This is a genomic window from Acidimicrobiia bacterium (assembly GCA_035948415.1).
GTDB lineage: Bacteria > Actinomycetota > Acidimicrobiia > IMCC26256 > PALSA-555 > PALSA-555.
In genome coordinates this window covers 1-17,075 of record DASZJD010000066.1, presented here as the reverse complement: position 1 = coordinate 17,075, position 17,075 = coordinate 1, and the positions used below count along the sequence as shown (strand labels likewise).

Genomic DNA, 17,075 nt, shown 5'->3' with positions numbered 1-17,075 from the left:
GTGGTTACTGGCGGGTAACTTGTGGCCTGAGGCCCCGACCAGGAGGCAGCCGTGGCGGACTTCTCGCTCGACCTCAACGAGGACCAGCTCCAGATCCAGAAGTGGGTCCACGACTTCGCCGAGGACGTCGTCCGCCCCGCCGGTCACGAGTGGGACGAGCGGGAGGAGACCCCCTGGCCGATCATCCAGGAGGCCGCGAACATCGGCCTCTACTCGGTCGAGTTCATCGCCAACGCCTTCGGTGACCCGACCGGGATCACTTTTCCGATGATCAGCGAGGAGATGTGCTGGGGCGACGCCGGCATCACCCTGGCGATCTTCGGCTCCACGCTTGCGGTCTCCGGAATCGTCGGGAGCGGGACGCCCGAGCAGGTGGCGGAGTGGGTGCCACAGTGCTTCGGCACCCCCGAGAAGCTCCAGCTCGGCGCCTTCGCGGTGAGCGAGGCCGACGCCGGCAGCGACGTCGCCAACCTGCGCACGCGCGCCGTCTACGACGAGGCCAAGGACGAGTGGGTGCTGAACGGCACCAAGACCTGGATCACGAACGGTGGGATCGCCGACGTGCACGTCATCGTCGCCGCCGTCGCCCCGGAGCTCAAGGCTCGCGGGCACGCCAGCTTCGTGGTGCCGCCCGGCACGCCCGGACTCCGGCAGGGCCAGAAGTTCAAGAAGCACGGGATCCGGGCCAGCCACACCGCCGAGGTCATCCTCGAGGACGTGCGCGTCCCCGGCCGCTGCCTCCTCGGCGGCAAGGAGAAGCTCGACGCGCGGCTGGCCCGCGTGCGTGAGGGCAAGAGCACGAAGGTGCAGGCCGCGATGAGCACCTTCGAGGCCAGCCGCCCGCTCGTCGGGGCCCAGGCCCTCGGGATCGCCCGGGCCGCCTACGAGTACGCGCTCGACTACGCGAAGGAGCGGAAGGCGTTCGGCCGGGCGATCATCGAGAATCAGGGCATCGCCTTCAAGCTCGCCGACATGAAGACCGAGATCGACGCCGCCCGGCTGCTGGTGTGGCGGGCCTGCTGGATGGCCGCGACGCGCAAGCGGTTCGAGAACGGCGAAGGCTCGATGAGCAAGCTCAAGGCGGGCGAGGTGGCCGTCAAGGTCACCGAGGAGGCCATCCAGATCCTCGGCGGCTACGGGTACACGCGCGACTACCCGGTGGAGCGCTGGCACCGCGACGCCAAGATCTACACGATCTTCGAGGGGACCTCGGAGATCCAGCGGCTGGTGGTCGCACGAGCCATCTCGGGCGTGCACATTCCGTGATTCGGGGTCGGGCCGGGAGGGCGGTGCCGATGCCGTCTCGCCACTGCCATCCCTCCACGTCATGCCGTGCCGCGCTGGCCACGCGTCGCCAGCGTCGCCACGATCACGTTCGGGACGCCGGCGGTCGGCGCGGGCGCTCGCCCTCGGCGTGCGGTGAGGCGGCCTGAGTTCAGGCGCGGCTGCCGGGCGGGGCGTCGGGAGCGGGCCGGGCCTCGTCGGCGTCGGGCCGGGGGACGAAGCGGATGCCGAGGCCGGGCTCGGTGAGGAAGTACCGGGGGCGGGCGGGGTTCGGCTCGAGCTTGCGTCGGATCTGGGCCATGAACACCCGCAGGTACTGCGAGTTGTCGCCGTAGGCGGGGCCCCACACCTCCTCGAGGAGCTGGCGCTGCGGCACGAGCCGATCCGGGTTCTGGACGAGGATCTCGACGAGGTGCCACTGGGTGGGCGTGAGCTTGATCTCGGCGCCCTCGGCGCCGTGGACGCGCTTGTTCACGAGGTCGATGCTGAAGTGGCCGGTCTCGACGACCGGCAGGGGCTGGTCGGACGGCTTGCCTCGACGAAGCGCGGCGCGGAGGCGGGCGAGGAGCTCGCCCATGCTGAACGGCTTCGTGACGTAGTCGTCGGCGCCGGCGTCGAGCGCGGCGATCTTCTGGGTTTCCTGCTGTCGGGCCGACAGCACGATGATCGGGATCGACGTCCAGCCCCGCAGGCCCTCGACGACCTCGATGCCGTCGATGCCGGGGAGTCCGAGGTCGATGATGGCGGCGTCGTGCGGGGTGGTCGCGACCCGGGCCAGCGCCGCCTCCCCGGTGGAGGCGGGGTCGACGTCGTAGCCGCGGGCCTCGAGGTTGACGGTGAGGGCGCGCAGCAGCGCGCGATCGTCTTCGACGATCAGGACCCGGCTCACGTGGGACGGGCCAGCTTCGGGACCGAGCCGACCGCGGGGGTCGGTTCCGGCGCCGTCGGCGACGACGAGGAGGGCTGGTCGGCGGCGATCGGCAGGCTGATGACCATCGTCGCGCCGCCACCTGGCGTGTCCTCGACGGTGAGCTCGCCGCCAATGGCGTCCACGAAGCCTCGGGCCACCGCGAGGCCGAGGCCGACGCCGGTGTCGTTCTCCGCGTCCCCGAATCGTTGGAAAGGCTCGAAGAGCCGCTCGCGCTGCGCGGCGGGGATGCCGGGGCCGCGGTCGATGAGGCGAAGGTCGACTCGCCCGCCGACCTCGCCGGCGCAGATCCGCACCGGCGTGTCCTCCGGGCAGTGTCGCAGGGCGTTGTCCACCAGGTTCGCGATCGCCCGCTCGAGCAGCGCCGGGTCGACGTCGACGCGCGCGAGCGTCTCCGGGACGTCGACGACGATCTCGCGCGGCGACTGGCTCAGGCTCGCCAGCGCGGCCGGGATCACCTCGTCGAGGCCGACCGCCTGTCGAGACAGCCGAAGGACGCCGCTCTGGAGCCGGCTCATGTCGAGCAGGTTCTCGACCAGCTTGTTGAGCCGGTCCGCCTCGGCGTTGATCGTGGCGAGGAACTCGTGGGTGTCCTGCTCGGACCACTGGACGTCGGGCTCGAGCAGCGTGGTGGCGAGCGCCTTGATCGAGGCCAGCGGCGTGCGCAGGTCGTGGCTGACCGCGGCGAGCAGCGCGGCGCGCAGGTCGCTGGTGTGGGCGAGCTCGGCCGCGGTGTTCGCCTGGCCCTGCAGCCGGTCCATGGCGATCACCGCCTCGAGGTACGACACGAGCGCGGCGGCGAGGCGCTGCTCCTGCTCGTGAAGAGGCCGGCCGGTCATCGCCAGGACCTGTCCGGTGCGCAGCGCGTAGCGCTCGGGCTCCGCACCCGGGGCGGGCTCGCCGACGGTGGCCTCGGTGATCCAGCGGTCCTGCTGTCGGACCTGCAGGGCGACCGACTCGCGTCCCAGCGCGGCGTGGATCTCTTCGAGCACCGCTCGGGGCGGGTTGGGTCCGGCAAGGCGGTGCGCAAGCGACATGACGGCGTCGGACTCGTCGCGCGCGCGATCCGCGGCGAGGCGATGTCGCGCCGCTCGCTCCACGACGACGCTGATCACGCCCGCGCCGAGGATGAAGGCCAGGATCGACACCGCGTCGGAGCCTCGGGCGAGGGCGAAAGTCCCGTACGGCCGCATCAGGAACCAGTCGACGGCTGCCGCCGACACGACCGCGGTGGCCAAGGCCGGGATCGCGCCGCCGACGGCGGCCACCACGACAGTGAGCGCCAGGTAGGCCAGGAACCCCTGGGCCGGGCTAACCGGTCCGGCGTGGCCCGGTCGGATCGCGGAGCCGCGGGCGAGGGCGAAGGTGAGCACGGGCAGCACGGCCGCCGCGATCCCGAACCCGAAGAGGCTGCGTCGGCGCTGACCGGCGGGCCAGAGCCGGATCCTCGGCCCCGCCGGGCGCGCGCTGGGCGGGGCGTTGGTGGTGATGACGTGCACGTCGATGTGCGCGAGGCGGATGACCCGGTTGATGATCGACCCCCGCAGGAGCTCACCGAGTCGCGACCGGCGTGTCGTGCCGATGACGAGCCGCGTCGCCCGTTGCGCGCCCGCGAACTCGACAAGGGCGCTCGGGATGTCGCTAGCCAGGACCTCGTGGTAGCTGCCGCCGAGCTCCTCGAGCAGGGCGCGGTCGCGGCTGAGGCGCCTCTCGCCCGGCTTGGCCCGGCCGTCGTCGCGGACGACGTGCACACCGAGGAGGTCGCCCCTCGAGCGCCGGGCCATGCGGTAGGCGCGTCGCACGAGGTCCTCGCTGCCCGAGGCGCCGGTCAAGGCGACGACGACCCGCTCGCGCGTCTCCCACGGACCGAGCAGGCCGCGGGCGGTCATGTAGTCCTGGAGCGAATCCTCGACCCGGTCGGCCACCCACAGCAGCGCCAGCTCGCGGAGCGCAGCCAGGTTGCCGACCCGGAAGTAGTTCCCCAGGGCGGCGTCGATCTTGTCGGCGGGGTAGATATTGCCGTGGGCCATGCGCCGCCGGAGCGCCTCCGGGCTCATGTCGATGAGCTCGATCTGGTCGGCTCGCCGCACGACGGCGTCCGGCACGGTCTCGCGCTGCACGACCCCGGTGATCTGGTTCACGACGTCGTTCAGGCTCTCGAAGTGCTGGATGTTGACAGTGGAGATCACCTCGATGCCGGCGTCGAGGAGCTCCTCGATGTCCTCCCATCGCTTTGTGTGGCGGCAGCCGGGCACGTTCGTGTGGGCGAGCTCGTCGACCAACACGACCTGCGGTCGGCGAGCGAGCACGGCGTCGACGTCCAGCTCCTCCCACTCCCGGTTCCGGTACCTCACGCGGCGGGGCGGGACCTGCTCGAGGTCCCGGAGCTGGGCGATCGTCTTCGGGCGGCCGTAGGTCATCACGAAGCCGACGACCACGTCGGTGCCGCGCTCACGGCGCCGCCAACCCTCGTCGAGCATCGCGTACGTCTTGCCGACACCGGGGGCGGCACCGATATAGATCCGAAGCTTGCCTCTGGCCACGGAGCAATTATCGACCCACCGAGCGGGATCGAGCGTTAAGCCCGCGTCGACAAAAGGCCGCCGGCGTCAAGTCCGCGTTAAGAGCTCTTCACTTCGACGCGCGTCCCGGTCATCGTGCCAGAGGCGAAGGACTTGCGACCGGAGGCGGAGCGTGAAGAACGACCTGAGCTACCTGGCCATCATGGTGGGCTTCTTCCTGGTCTCCATCCTGTTCGTGGTGGCCTGCGAGAAGATCATCGGCTCGGACGAGGCGGCGCTGGCCCAGACCCCCGGCGGCGAGCCCGAGCCGGAGCCCGCACTCGAGGAGCGCGCCGCGTGATCCTCGGGTTGGCGATGGGTGCCGACAACCTGGCGGGGATCTTCATCGCCGCGCTCGCCGGCGCCTACCTCGTGTACGCGCTGATTCGTCCGGAGAAGCTCTAGATGTCAGGCGCGAACTGGCTGGAGTTCCTCGTCTTCGGCGTCCTGATCGTCATCAGCACACCGGTGCTCGGCAACTACATGTACAAGGTCTACCGGGGCGGCCCCGCGCCGGGTGACCGGGTCTTCCGGCCCATCGAGAACGCGATCTACCGCGTCTGCCGGATCGACGCCGAGGGCGAGCAGCGCTGGAGCACCTACACGATTGCCCTGCTGCTGTTCAGCCTGGCCGGCCTCCTCCTGTCCTACGCCGTCCTGCGGTTCCAGGCGCACCTGCCGCTGAACCCCGATCACATGAAGGCGGTCTCGCCGGGGCTGTCGTTCAACACGGCGGTCAGCTTCCTGACGAACACGAACTGGCAGTCGTACTCCGGCGAGCTGACGATGAGTCACCTCAGCCAGATGTTCGCCCTGACCATCCAGCAGTTCCTATCCGCCGCGGTTGGCATGGCCGTCGTCGTGGCGCTGATCCGGGCGCTGACCCGGCGGGTTCGGACCACGCTGGGCAGCTTCTGGGTCGACGTGACTCGCTCGACGGTCCGCATCCTGCTGCCGATCTCGTTCGTGTTCGCCCTCGTGTTTGTCTCGCAAGGCGCGATCCAGAACTTCCACGCCTCGAAGACGGTGCAGACCCTCTCGGTGCAGACGCTCACGCCGAAGGGCGCGGTGGTGAAGACCCAGGGCGTGCCCGGCGGGCCGGTCGGGAGCATGGTGCCGATCGAGGCCCTCGGCGACAACGGCGGCGGCTACTTCAACGCCAACGGGGCCCACCCGTTCCAGAACCCGAATCCGATCACGAACGTCCTCCTCTACTGGCTCGTCGTGATGATCCCGTTCGCGTTCCCGTGGACGTTCGGGCGCCTCGTCAAGTCGCGAGGGCAGGGCCTCGTCGTCCTGTTCTCGATGGTGGTCCTGTTCGTCGGCGGCCTCGTCCTGATCGCTCCGCTGGAGGGGGCCGGCAACCCGAAGCTCCCGTCCGGAGTCAGCCAGGCCGCCACCGCGACCCATCCCGGCGGCAACCTCGAGGGCAAGGACCTCCACATCGGCGGGGTGGCCAGCGCCAGCATCGGCGCCAACAGCGTCACGGCCACGTCGGCCGGGGCGCAGAACTCTGCCCACGAGAGCTTCGTCCCGCTCGGCGGCAGCGTCCCGCTCGTGAACATCGCCCTCGGCGAGGTGAGCCCGGGCGGGACCGGCAGCGGGCTCTACGGCAAGTTGGTCCTCGTGCTGCTGGCGGTGTTCATCGCCGGGCTCATGGTCGGACGGACGCCGGAGTACCTCGGCAAGAAGATCCAAGGCGCCGAGATGAAGCTCGTCGTCGTGTACCTGCTGGCGGTGCCGCTCGTCACGCTCGTGTTCTCGGCGGTCGCGATCGTCCTCGACTCGGCCCAGCACTCGCTGTCGGCGTCCGGGCCGCACGGCTTGACCGAGATGGTCTACACGTACACCTCGGCCGCGAACAACAACGGCTCGTCCTTCGCCGGGATCAGCGCCAACACGCAGTGGTACAACACCACGCTCGGCATGACGATGCTGATCGGCCGCTACTTCACGATCATCCCGGTCATGGCGATCGCGGGGTCGCTCGTCCGCAAGCAGACCGCGCGCATCACCGCCGGGACCTTCCGCACCGACACGCCACTGTTCGCGGGCCTGCTTGTCGCGGTCACGGTGGTGCTTGTCGGCCTCATCTACTTCCCGATCCTCGCGCTCGGCCCGATCGTCGAGCACCTCGCCGGCCACTTCTAAGGAGCATCGATGGCCATCGCGACCGACAGCATGCCGCCTCCCTCCCCGCCGTCTGGAGAGGAGCTGCGCGCGACGCGTCGCACCTCGCTGTTCGAACCGACGATCGTTCGGCGAGCCGTCGGCGACGCCTTCCTGAAACTCAACCCGAGAACCGAAGCCAAGAACCCGATCATGTTCATCGTGCTGATCGGCGCCGTCTGGACCTCGGTCCTCTTCTTCCGCGACCTCAACAAGGTTTCGACCGCCACGAGCGTGTTCGGCGGTCTGGTCTCCCTGTGGCTCTGGTTCACCGTCCTGTTCGCGAACTTCGCCGAGGCCCTGGCCGAAGGACGCGGCAAGGCGCAAGCCGACACGCTCCGCCGCACCCGCCGAGAGACGATGGCCCACGTCCTCCGGGACGACGGCTCGACGAAGGAGATCCCGTCCACCGACCTCAGCATCGGCGACCTCGTCGAGGTCACCGCCGGGATGACCGTGCCCGGCGACGGCGACGTCGTAGAGGGCATCGCCGCCATCGACGAGTCGGCGATCACCGGCGAATCGGCCCCCGTCATCCGGGAGTCCGGCGGTGACCGTTCGGCGGTGACCGGCGGCACGAAGGTGCTGTCCGACCGGATCGTGGTGCGCATCACCGCCGCGCCCGGCGAGACCTTCATCGACCGGATGATCGCCCTGGTCGAAGGCGCCGACCGCCAGAAGACCCCGAACGAGATCGCCCTGAACATCCTGCTGGTCGGGCTGACGCTGGTGTTCATCCTGGCCGTGGTGACGCTCCAGCCGTACGCGATCTACTCGAACGCCGAGCAGTCGATCATCGTGCTGGTCGGACTGCTGGTGTGCCTGGCGCCGACCACGATCGGCGCACTGCTCTCGGCGATCGGCATCGCCGGGATGGACCGCCTGGTCCGGCGCAACGTGCTGGCCATGTCGGGCCGGGCGGTCGAGGCGGCCGGAGACGTGTCGACCCTGCTGCTCGACAAGACCGGCACCATCACCTACGGCAACCGCATGGCCTCCGAGTTCCTCCCCGTCGGCGGCCACGACGAGGCCGAGCTGGCGAACGTCGTCCTGCTGAGCTCGCTCGCCGACGAGACCCCGGAGGGCCGCTCGATCGTCGGGCTCGCGGAGAGCCGGTACGGGCTCACGGCGGTCGACATGCCCGACGCCGAGCTCGTCCCCTTCACCGCGCAGACGCGGATGTCCGGGATCGAGTGGGGCAGTCGCTCCATCCGCAAGGGTGCCGCCGACGCCGTGCGGCACTGGGTGGAGGAGCGAGGGGGCCAGGTTCCCCCCGACCTGGCCCCCATCGTCGAGCGGATCGCCCAGGACGGCGGCACGCCGCTGGTGGTGGCGGAGGGGTCACAGACACTCGGGGTCATCCACCTCAAGGACACGGTCAAGACCGGCATCTCCGAGCGCTTCGCCGAGATGCGGGCCCTCGGCATCCGCACCGTGATGATCACCGGCGACAACCCGCTCACCGCGGCCGCCATCGCCAAGGAGGCCGGCGTCGACGACTTCATGGCCGAGGCGACGCCCGAGGACAAGATGGCCCGCATCCGCGCCGAGCAGGCCGGCGGGAACCTGGTCGCCATGACCGGGGACGGCACGAACGACGCGCCCGCCCTCGCGCAGGCGGACGTCGGGGTGGCCATGAACACCGGCACCCAGGCGGCCAAAGAGGCCGGGAACATGGTCGACCTCGACTCCGACCCGACGAAGCTCATGGACGTTGTCGAAGTCGGCAAGCAGCTGCTCATAACCCGCGGATCTCTCACCACGTTCTCGATCGCGAACGACGTCGCGAAGTACTTCGCGATCATCCCGGCGATGTTCGTCGGCGTGTTCCCAGCCCTCAGCACGCTGAACATCATGAGCCTTGACACCCCACACTCGGCGATCCTGTCGGCGGTCATCTTCAACGCCCTCATCATCGTCGTCCTGATCCCGCTGGCGTTGCGCGGCGTGAAGTTCAAGGCGATGGGCGCCTCGGCGATCCTGCGCCGGAACATCCTCATCTACGGCGTCGGCGGGCTCATCGCGCCGTTCATCGGGATCAAGCTCATCGACCTCCTCGTCGCGGCCCTGGGGATGCGCTGATGCGCCGCCAGATCCTCCCGGCCGCCCTGCTCACCCTCGTCCTCGCTGTGCTGACGGGCGTGGCCTACCCGCTCGTCGTGACCGGGGTCAGCCGGGCGGCGTTCCCGTACCGGTCGAACGGCTCGCTGATCACGCGCCACGGCAAGGTCGTGGGCTCGGCGCTGATCGGCCAGAACTTCGTGGACCAGCACGGCAACCCCGACCCTCGGTACTTCCAGCCGCGGCCCTCGGCTTCGGGCCTTAGCGGGTACGACCCGACCGGCGCCACGTGCCCGCCGACCTCGACCACCTGCGGCGCGTCGGGCGCGACGAACTTCGGGCCCGGCGACCCGAGGCTGGTCGGCTTCATCCCCGGGTTCAACACCGTCGACCTCGCGGGGAACCCGTCGAAGACGAACCCCTTCGCGAACCCGTCGGACCCGTACTGCGTGCCGACGGACAAGCAGGGCAACCCGGTGACGAGCCCGACTCCGGGCCAGAAGTACGCCAAGAACAGCGACGGCACCTACGCCTGCTCCTCGAACACCGTGCCCGAGCGCCTCAGCGCCTACCGGCAGCTCAACAACCTCGGCGAAAAGATCTCGGTCCCGGTCGACGCCGTGACGGCCTCGAACTCCGGCCTCGACCCCGACATCTCGGTGGCCAACGCCGAGCTGCAGGCCCAGCGGGTCGCCGACGCTCGGCACCTCCCCAAGTCGCGAGTCCTCACGCTGATCGGCGACCACACAAACAGCCGGCCCTGGGGCGTGCTCGGCGAGCAGACGATCAACGTGCTGGACCTCAACCTGGCGCTCGACAGCGTCCACTAGGACCCGTTCGCCAACCGGGATGATGGCCGCGAAGCCCGATCCGCCCCCGCCCGGCGACCTGCCGCTCCCGAGCACCCTGGCCGAGGTCGTCGTGGTCCGCTGGCCGGACGAGCGGGCCAAGGCCGCGCGGCTCACGGGCGCGGGCGTGGCGATCCTCTACCTTGTCTTCGGCGACGACGACCCACCCGAGCTCACGAGCTGCCTCGCTGACTGGGTCCGGATCCCGGGCGGCGAGCGGGACCTCGACGGCCGGCTTGCCGCACTTGAGCGCCGAGCCAGCGCGCATCAGGCCCCGCCCTTCGTGGACGCCAGCGGCTGCCTCCACTACCGCGGCGCGCCCGTCCACCTGTTGCCCCTCGAGGCGCGGCTGGCCGCCGCGCTGACCGACCACTTCGGCGAGGTCGTCGCCGACGAGCTGCTGGAGGACCGGGGCGAGCTCGGGTCGGGCGCGGCGCGGTCGCTGCGCACCGCCATGACGCACCTGCGGACGCGGCTGCGCGAGGTCGGCCTGTCGGTCCACCGGATCCGCGGCCGCGGCTACCGGCTGCAGGGCCGCTGATCTGCCGGTCCGGCGAGCCATCTCGGGCACGCACATTCCCTGATTCGAGGTCCAATCCGTGGACGGCGGCGAACCAGGCGCGGCTTCCATCGTCCGAGGTCGCCGCCGGCTAAAGTGCTGGCGGCGAGCCGGGAAGTCTGGTCGGCGCAATGTCGACGCGCCGGAGGATCCCGTGCAGCACCCAGGTCTGATGGACAGAGCCCGCGTCCACATCCCGGGCTGGCGGCGCGACGCCCTCCGCACGAACCTCTGGTTCGTCCCGAGCCTCCTCGTCGTGGCCGCGGCCGCGCTGTTCGGGCTCACCTACGGTCTCGACCGCGCCGTCCACGCCCACGCCTTCAGCCTGCCGTCGTGGGTGAACACCGGCGGGCCCGACGCGGCCCGAACGCTCCTCACGGCCATCGCCGCCGCCGTCATCACCGTCGTCGGCGTGGTCTTCTCCATCACGATCCTGGCCCTGCAGCTGGCGTCCACGCAGTTCGGCCCCCGGATGCTCCGCAACTTCATCCGCGACCTCGGTACCCAGCTGACCCTCGGGACCTTCGTCGCCACCTTCGTGTTCAGCGTCTTGGCCCTCGGCTCGGTGAACTCGACCGGCGGCGCGACCTTCGTGCCACACATCTCGGTGACCGCCGCCCTGGTCCTCCTCGTCGTCGACCTCGGCGTCCTCATCTACTTCATCCATCACGTCTCCCAGACGATCCAGCTCACCGACGTCGTCCACGCGATCGCCCGGGACTTCCACCACGCCATCGACGAGCTCCACGCCGACCGCGGCCTCGCGGCCGCGTCGCCGCCGGCGGGACCGGCGGTCGGGGCGCTCGCCGAGCGGCTCGAGCGCGAGGGCGTCGGCATTCCCGCGCCGTCCAGCGGTTACCTGCAGGCCATCGGTCACCACCGCCTCGTGCAGATCGCCGGCGACTCGGACGCGATCGTCCAGCTCGCGTACCGGCCCGGGCACTTCATCATCCGGGGCCGTCCCCTCGCGGTGGTGTGGCCGGCCGCCTCGGCGCCGGCGGTCGCGGACGGCCTGGCGCGTGCCCACGTGACCGGCTCGCACCGAACCTTGCGCCAAGACCCGCAGTTCGCCATCGACCAGCTGGTCGAGATCGCCATCCGTGCCCTCTCGCCCGCGGTGAACGACACCTTCACCGCCTTGACCTGCATCGACTGGCTCACGGACGGCCTCACCCGCGTGTCGGCCCAGCCCCTCCGCGATGGGGTCTTCCGCGATCGGGGCGGCCGGGTTCGACTCATCGAGGTCACGGTCCCGTACGACCGCCTCGTGAACCGGGCCTTCGACAAGATCCGGCAGGCCGGCCGGGGCATGCCCGCGGTTGGCATCCGCCAGCTCGACAGCCTCAGCCGAATCGCCGACGCGACCATCGACGACGACCAACGCGCGGTCGTCCAGCGGCAGGCGGACATGATCCTGCGCGCCGCGTACGCGGCGATCGAGGAGGCCAACGACCGCGCCGACGTCGAGCGGGCCCACGCCGGCGTCGTCGCCGCCGTCGCCCGGCGTCAGCACGCGCCGGTGTGATACCCGTCACTGCCCAGCCCGACCGCGTCGGGGACGACGCTGGGCCTCGGCGCCGGGCCGCCGAGCCGCCCGGGGAGCATCGAGGCGTCCGCCGGCCGCTCGGACCTGCCCCCGAAAAAGCCGCCGGTCGCCCGTCGGAGGACTGCGTCCCCGGACGACGATAGGGACGTGAGCGAGCAGTCGAGCGCCCGGGCCGACGCCCCGGGGAGCCTCCTCGCCTTCTACGACACCGCGTTGGCGCCCGTGTACGGCTACCTCGTCGCTCGCTGCGGCGGGGCGGCGCTGGCCGAGGACCTCACCGCCGAGACGTTCCTCGCCGCCGCCGACGCGATCCGGCGGCAGGACCCCCCGCCGATGAGCATGCCCTGGATCATCGGCGTGGCGCGCCACAAGCTCGTCGACCACTGGCGGCGCCAAGGTCGCGAGGAGCGCAGCCTGCGCGCCGTTCGCGACGAGGCGGCCCCCTCGGAGGACCCGTGGGACGCCCACCTCGACGCCGTGCGGGCGCGACAGACCCTCGATCGGCTCGCGCCCCAGCACCGTGCCGCGCTGACGCTCCGCTACCTCGACGACCTCCCCGTGCCCGAGGTCGCGACGCATCTCGCGCGCACGGTGCACGCCACCGAGGCCCTGCTCGTGCGGGCCCGCTCCGCGTTCCGGCGCGCCTACACCGACGAGGAGGGGCGCGATGCCTGACCCGTTCGAGGCGCTGCGCACGCCGATCACGCCCGTGGACCCGGACCCGTCGTTCACCGCCCGCCTGCGGGCTCGCCTCGAGCGGGCCCTCGCCCTCCCGACAGGAGTCACCGTGTCGACACTCACGCTCGAGCCCGACCCCACGACAACGGCCGCGCCGGCGGTCATCACGCCGTACCTCGCCGTGGCCGGAGCGACCCGCGCCCTCGACTGGTACGCCGAGGCCTTCGGGGCTCGCCGCCGGGGCGAGCCAATCGTCATGCCCGACGGGCGGGTTGGCCACGCCGAGCTCGAGATCGGCGGGGCCCCCGTCATGCTGTCCGACGAGTACCCCGAGATCGGCGTCGTCGCGCCCGCGCTCGATCAGGGAGTCCCGGTCACGATCCACCTGCACGTCACCGACGTCGACGCGCTGATCGACCGCGCCGTCGCCGCCGGCGCCACGCTCGAACGCGCCGCGGCCGACTTCGAGTACGGGCGCAACGGCGTGATCCGAGACCCGTTCGGTCACCGCTGGATGATCATGGGTGCGCCGACCCCGGTCGGCCCGCGGCACGGCGACCTCGGCTACGTGTCGCTGTGGGTGCCCGACGTCGCGCGCGCCTCCGTCTTCTTCGCCACCGTGCTCGGCTGGCGATACGCCGCGGGCAGCGGACCCGAAGGCCGCCAGGTCGAAGGCCAGAGCCTCCATCACGGGCTGTGGGGCGGCGAGCTGCGCAGCACCCTCTTCCTCTGCTTCGCCGTGCAGGACGTGCAGGAGGCGGCGGCTCGGGTGCGGGCCTCGGGCGGGACCGCCACCGAGCCGAGCCAGGAGCCGTACGGGCTCCTCGCCGAGTGCGTCGACGACCAGGGCGTCCGGTTCGCCGTGTACGAGCCCCCCGGCGGGGTGGGCGCCGAGCCCGGCCCGCCGAACCGCACCCGGCACGGGGACCTGGCCTACGTGACGATGGAGGTGGTGGACGCCGCCGCCGCCCGCTCCTTCTACGGCTCGGTGCTCGGGTGGCGGTTCGCGCCCGGCCGGGTCGAGGACGGGTGGCAGGTCGACGACGTCATCCCGATGGTGGGAATGCACGGCGGCCACGACGTCGCGACCGGGGTGCCGATGTACCGGGTCGACGACATCGCCGCCGCCGTCGACCGGGTCCGTGCCGCCGGCGGGACCGCCACCGACCCCGAGGTCCTGCCCTACGGCGTCTCCTCGACGTGCGCTGACGACCAGGGCACGCGCTTCTACCTCGGGCAGCTGCGCTGACCGATCCCGGGCCTCACCGCCGGTCGTCGCCGGACCGGCCGGCGGTGACGGTCGGGGACGAGCTCGGCGCGGGCGGGGCGACGGTCCGCGGTGGGCGGCTCGGGTACGTTCTCGCGCCACCACCCCCGAGCCCGCGAGGTGCCCCGTGCTCGAGTTCGACCCGCTCGACGAGCTCCCGATCCACCAGGCGCCGCTGCCCATGCGGTACGTCACCACGAGCGATCGCAACTGCTACGACCGCTGCATCTACCAGGGCATCGACCACGACGCCGACGCCTACTTCATCACCGGCCTCGGCGTGTACCCGAACCTCGGCGTCATCGACGCCTACGCGACCGTGCGGCGTGGTGACCGGCAGTGGGCCGTGCGCACCTCCGGCGTCCGGCCCGACGACAAGACCAAGCAGGAGGTCGGGCCCTATCGCATCGAGGTGATCGAGCCGTTCCGGGAGCTGCGCGTCGTCTGCGACGCCGACGACCACGGCCTCGGGCTCGACCTGCGCTACCGCTCGGAGTACGGGCCGATCTCCGAGCCTCAGCACGTGCGCCGGCAGGGCGACCGCATCCTGCTCGACGCGTCTCGGTTCGCGGGCGTCGGCACCTGGGAGGGCGAGCTGCGCGTCGAGGGCGAGCGGATCGCGGTGACACCGGACCGGTTCACCGCGACCCGCGACCGTTCGTGGGGCATCCGCCCGGTCGGCGAGCCGGAGCCCGTCGGCAAGCCCCGCGAGTTCGGCGGGATGTGGTGGTGCTGGATCCCGCTGCGCTTCGACGACTTCGCGCTGCACGTGATCCTCGAGGAGGACCCGCAGGGTTTGCGCAACACGAACTTCGCCGTGCGGGTGTTCCCGGCCGCGACGGGGCGGCCACCCGAGCAGCTGGGCTGGCCGTTGCCCGACATCCACTACGAGTCGGGCAGCCGGAAGCCCACGCACGCCTCGATGGAGCTCACGACCCGGGACGGCAAGACCGGCACCCTCGAGATCGAGCCGCTGCTCGGCATCCCCCTGAACGTCGGCTGCGGGTACGGCGCCGACCCGGAGTGGACCCACGGCGTCTGGAAGGGGGAGCACTGGGTCGAGGGGTCGGTGTACGACCACCACGACCCGGCGGTGGCCGGGCGGGCCGCATTCTCGATCGCCGACCACCTGGCCCGGGCGACCTTCGACGACCAGACCGGGTGGGGGATCTTCGAGCACGCCGCCATCGGTCGCCACGTCCCGTCGGGCTTCGCCGACCTCAACGCCGTCGCGCCGTAGCCGCGGGCCGGCGGGGTCGCGCGCCCGGTGCGGCCTGCTGCTCGCACCCATCGCAGGGGCGCGGGGGCAGGATCCGGTCCGGTGCCTGGCGCGCCGGCGCCGGCGCCGCGCCGTCGCCGTGCCGGTGCACGGCCCACGGGTGCGCGCGGGCGCGCCCGCGGGCACCGAGCTCGAGCGACCCCCACACGCCCCAGCCGATCGGCACCAACGCCCAGAAGCTCACGGCCCGGAACAGCAGCACCGCGGCCAGGGCGACCTGGGTGGGCATGCCGTAGGCGACGAGCAGCGCGGTCAGGCCGCCCTCGACGATCCCGATCCCACCCGGCGTGATCGGGATGCTCGCGAAGACCTGCGCGGCCGCGAAGGCCACGAGGATGCCGTGCCACGGCACCGACCCGTGCACCGCCCAGATGCAGGCCACGAGGCAGGCGCACGTCGCGAGCCAGTTCACCATGGCGAGGCCGAACGCCTCGGCCCACGCCGCCGTCGTCGGCTGCACCGCTCGCACCCGCGCCGCGAGGCGCTCGGCGGCAGCCCCCACGCGCGCGCCGCCGGTGTGACGGGTCGCGAACCGCCACGTGGCGCGCAGGCCCGCTCGCACGCGTGGCGCGCGGCGTGCGAGCACGGCGACTGCGACGACCACAGCGGGGATGGTGGCCAGGGCCACGCCGACCCAGCGCAGCGACGCCACCGGTCCTTCCGACCCCGCGAGGAGGGCCCCGACAACGAACAGGAGGAAGAGCGCGAAACTCGCGAGCGCGCCCGCCATCAGCACGACCCACGCGGCCAGCACGCGGTCGACGTTCCGGCGCCGGAGCTGACCGAAGGCCCACGCCGCGGCCCAGGCGGCGCCGCCGGGCAGCGACATCGAGAGGGCGTTGCCGGCGAGCACGATCTCGAGCATCGTGCCCGGTCCCACCCGAACGCCGCCGGCGGCCAGCAGCCAGCGCTGCAGACGGGCGAAGGCGACGAGGGACGCCGCTTCGAACACGATCGCGACGAGCAGCCAGCCCCAGCCCAGGTGGGCCAGCAGCCGGGCGGCCCGCGCCAGCTCGTGGCGGCGGGTGAACGCGCCGTACCCGGCCCCGCCGAGCAGCGCGACGACGACGATGCGTCGGGGCCACCGCCACCGCGGTCGGCTGGCGCCGGCGCCGTCGCCACGGGCTCGGTGCTCGTCCCCGCTCGTCGCGCCCGCGGTCTCGCCGGCGGCGCTCACGGCCACGTCGGCGAGCCGCGCCCGAGCCGGAGCGGGCGCGTCGTCGGGGTCGGCCATGCCGCCAGTCTGCTCCGAGGGCGCGCCGATCCGGCCTGTCTGCGTCGGCGACCGTCCCGTCACGACGGGATGGGCGACGGCCCTATCGTCGCCGGCGTGGGTCGACGGAGGTCGGGGCCGGAGTGGGCGTGACGAGCGCGCCGGAGCCGGTGCGGGTGACGGACCATCCCGACGCGCACCGCTACGAGGCCCGGATCGGAGACCGCCTCGTCGGGCACGTCCGGTACCGGCTCGAGCCGGGCCGGATCGTGTTCACCCACACCGAGACGGACCCGTCGGCGCAGGGCCACGGCGTCGCCAGCCAGCTCGCCGCCTTCGTGCTCGACGACGCCCGGGCCCGTGGGCTGTCCGTCACCCCGCGGTGCCCCTTCATCGCCCGGTTCATCGACGAGCATCCCGGCTACGCCGACCTCGTCGCCCCCTCCTAACCCCTGGCGATCGGCCGTGCGGGCGCGGCGAGGCGGCCGCCCGCCGGGCCGCGACCCCGTCCACGGCTTCGGCTGTCGACCCGCCGCCGCGGTCTAGGGTCGCCGGCGGAGGAACCATGACCCCTCGCGTCACGATCGTCGGCGGCGGGAGCACGCACTGGACCCCGCGGCTCCTCTCCGACTTTGCCAACACCCCGTCGCTCCAGGACGCCGACGTCACCCTCGTCGACGTC

The 17,075-nt window shown here is 71.9% G+C and carries 15 protein-coding genes; 12 read left to right on the top strand and 3 right to left on the bottom strand.

Annotated elements, in window-relative coordinates:
- The first annotated feature begins 51 nt into the window (after window positions 1-51).
- A complete protein-coding gene (locus VG869_09260) occupies window positions 52-1,266 on the top strand; it encodes an acyl-CoA dehydrogenase family protein (protein ID HEV3451380.1) in 1,215 nt (404 codons plus the stop codon).
- Window positions 1,267-1,435: 169 nt separating this feature from the next.
- Here the strand turns inward: VG869_09260 and VG869_09255 are convergent, their stop codons facing one another.
- Together VG869_09255 and VG869_09250 are read right to left on the bottom strand one after the other, a co-directional pair.
- A complete protein-coding gene (locus VG869_09255; protein HEV3451379.1) occupies window positions 1,436-2,173 on the bottom strand; it encodes a response regulator in 738 nt (245 codons plus the stop codon).
- Window positions 2,170-4,755: an ATP-binding protein gene (locus tag VG869_09250; GenBank protein ID HEV3451378.1), complete on the bottom strand. Its 2,586-nt coding sequence runs from the start codon at window positions 4,753-4,755 to the stop codon at window positions 2,170-2,172. The genes VG869_09255 and VG869_09250 overlap by 4 nt, the downstream gene beginning before the upstream one ends.
- A 151-nt stretch (window positions 4,756-4,906) precedes the next feature.
- On the opposite strand from VG869_09250, the gene VG869_09245 reads away from it, so the two are divergent.
- The 10 genes from VG869_09245 to VG869_09200 all read left to right on the top strand — a co-directional run bounded on the left by VG869_09245 (window position 4,907) and on the right by VG869_09200 (window position 15,141).
- Entirely contained in the window at window positions 4,907-5,074 is a 168-nt protein-coding gene (locus tag VG869_09245; GenBank protein HEV3451377.1) for a hypothetical protein, read from the top strand.
- Window positions 5,071-5,178 (top strand): potassium-transporting ATPase subunit F, encoded by a 108-nt coding sequence (locus VG869_09240; GenBank protein ID HEV3451376.1) that lies wholly within the window; start codon window positions 5,071-5,073, stop codon window positions 5,176-5,178. The genes VG869_09245 and VG869_09240 overlap by 4 nt, the downstream gene beginning before the upstream one ends.
- A complete protein-coding gene (gene kdpA / locus VG869_09235) occupies window positions 5,179-6,924 on the top strand; it encodes a potassium-transporting ATPase subunit KdpA (protein ID HEV3451375.1) in 1,746 nt (581 codons plus the stop codon).
- Window positions 6,925-6,954: 30 nt separating this feature from the next.
- The gene (gene kdpB / locus VG869_09230; GenBank protein HEV3451374.1) at window positions 6,955-9,024 is read left to right on the top strand and encodes a potassium-transporting ATPase subunit KdpB; all 2,070 of its coding nucleotides are present in this window, start codon (window positions 6,955-6,957) and stop codon (window positions 9,022-9,024) included.
- Window positions 9,024-9,833, top strand: a complete 810-nt coding sequence (locus VG869_09225; protein ID HEV3451373.1) for a potassium-transporting ATPase subunit C — start codon at window positions 9,024-9,026, stop codon at window positions 9,831-9,833. The genes kdpB and VG869_09225 overlap by 1 nt, the downstream gene beginning before the upstream one ends.
- A 22-nt stretch (window positions 9,834-9,855) precedes the next feature.
- Window positions 9,856-10,392 (top strand): helix-turn-helix domain-containing protein, encoded by a 537-nt coding sequence (locus VG869_09220; protein ID HEV3451372.1) that lies wholly within the window; start codon window positions 9,856-9,858, stop codon window positions 10,390-10,392.
- Between the two features lie 190 nt (window positions 10,393-10,582).
- Entirely contained in the window at window positions 10,583-11,935 is a 1,353-nt protein-coding gene (locus tag VG869_09215; GenBank protein ID HEV3451371.1) for a DUF2254 domain-containing protein, read from the top strand.
- A gap of 168 nt (window positions 11,936-12,103) precedes the next feature.
- Window positions 12,104-12,631, top strand: coding sequence for an RNA polymerase sigma factor (locus VG869_09210; GenBank protein ID HEV3451370.1), 528 nt, complete (start codon window positions 12,104-12,106; stop codon window positions 12,629-12,631).
- A complete protein-coding gene (locus VG869_09205; GenBank protein HEV3451369.1) occupies window positions 12,624-13,883 on the top strand; it encodes a VOC family protein in 1,260 nt (419 codons plus the stop codon). Before VG869_09210 ends, VG869_09205 begins: the two co-directional genes overlap by 8 nt.
- Window positions 13,884-14,028: 145 nt before the next feature.
- The gene (locus VG869_09200; GenBank protein HEV3451368.1) at window positions 14,029-15,141 is read left to right on the top strand and encodes a hypothetical protein; all 1,113 of its coding nucleotides are present in this window, start codon (window positions 14,029-14,031) and stop codon (window positions 15,139-15,141) included.
- Here VG869_09200 and VG869_09195 read toward each other — a convergent pair.
- Complete coding sequence (locus VG869_09195) at window positions 15,122-16,414, bottom strand: lysylphosphatidylglycerol synthase transmembrane domain-containing protein (protein ID HEV3451367.1); 1,293 nt, start codon at window positions 16,412-16,414, stop codon at window positions 15,122-15,124. The genes VG869_09200 and VG869_09195 overlap by 20 nt on opposite strands.
- Window positions 16,415-16,542: 128 nt before the next feature.
- Between VG869_09195 and VG869_09190 the strand changes: the two genes are divergently transcribed.
- A complete protein-coding gene (locus VG869_09190; protein ID HEV3451366.1) occupies window positions 16,543-16,842 on the top strand; it encodes a GNAT family N-acetyltransferase in 300 nt (99 codons plus the stop codon).
- Window positions 16,843-17,075: the final 233 nt, after the last annotated feature.

What these genes read in the sequence shown, in the direction of transcription:
- kdpA (HEV3451375.1), top strand. Translation starts at nt 5,179, where the DNA reads ATGTCAGGCGCGAACTGGCTGGAGTTCCTCGTCTTCGGCGTCCTGATC.
- kdpB (HEV3451374.1), top strand. Translation starts at nt 6,955, where the DNA reads ATGCCGCCTCCCTCCCCGCCGTCTGGAGAGGAGCTGCGCGCGACGCGT.
- VG869_09225 (HEV3451373.1), top strand. Translation starts at nt 9,024, where the DNA reads ATGCGCCGCCAGATCCTCCCGGCCGCCCTGCTCACCCTCGTCCTCGCT.
- VG869_09220 (HEV3451372.1), top strand. Translation starts at nt 9,856, where the DNA reads ATGGCCGCGAAGCCCGATCCGCCCCCGCCCGGCGACCTGCCGCTCCCG.
- VG869_09215 (HEV3451371.1), top strand. Translation starts at nt 10,583, where the DNA reads ATGGACAGAGCCCGCGTCCACATCCCGGGCTGGCGGCGCGACGCCCTC.
- VG869_09205 (HEV3451369.1), top strand. Translation starts at nt 12,624, where the DNA reads ATGCCTGACCCGTTCGAGGCGCTGCGCACGCCGATCACGCCCGTGGAC.
- VG869_09195 (HEV3451367.1), bottom strand. Translation starts at nt 16,414, where the DNA reads ATGGCCGACCCCGACGACGCGCCCGCTCCGGCTCGGGCGCGGCTCGCC.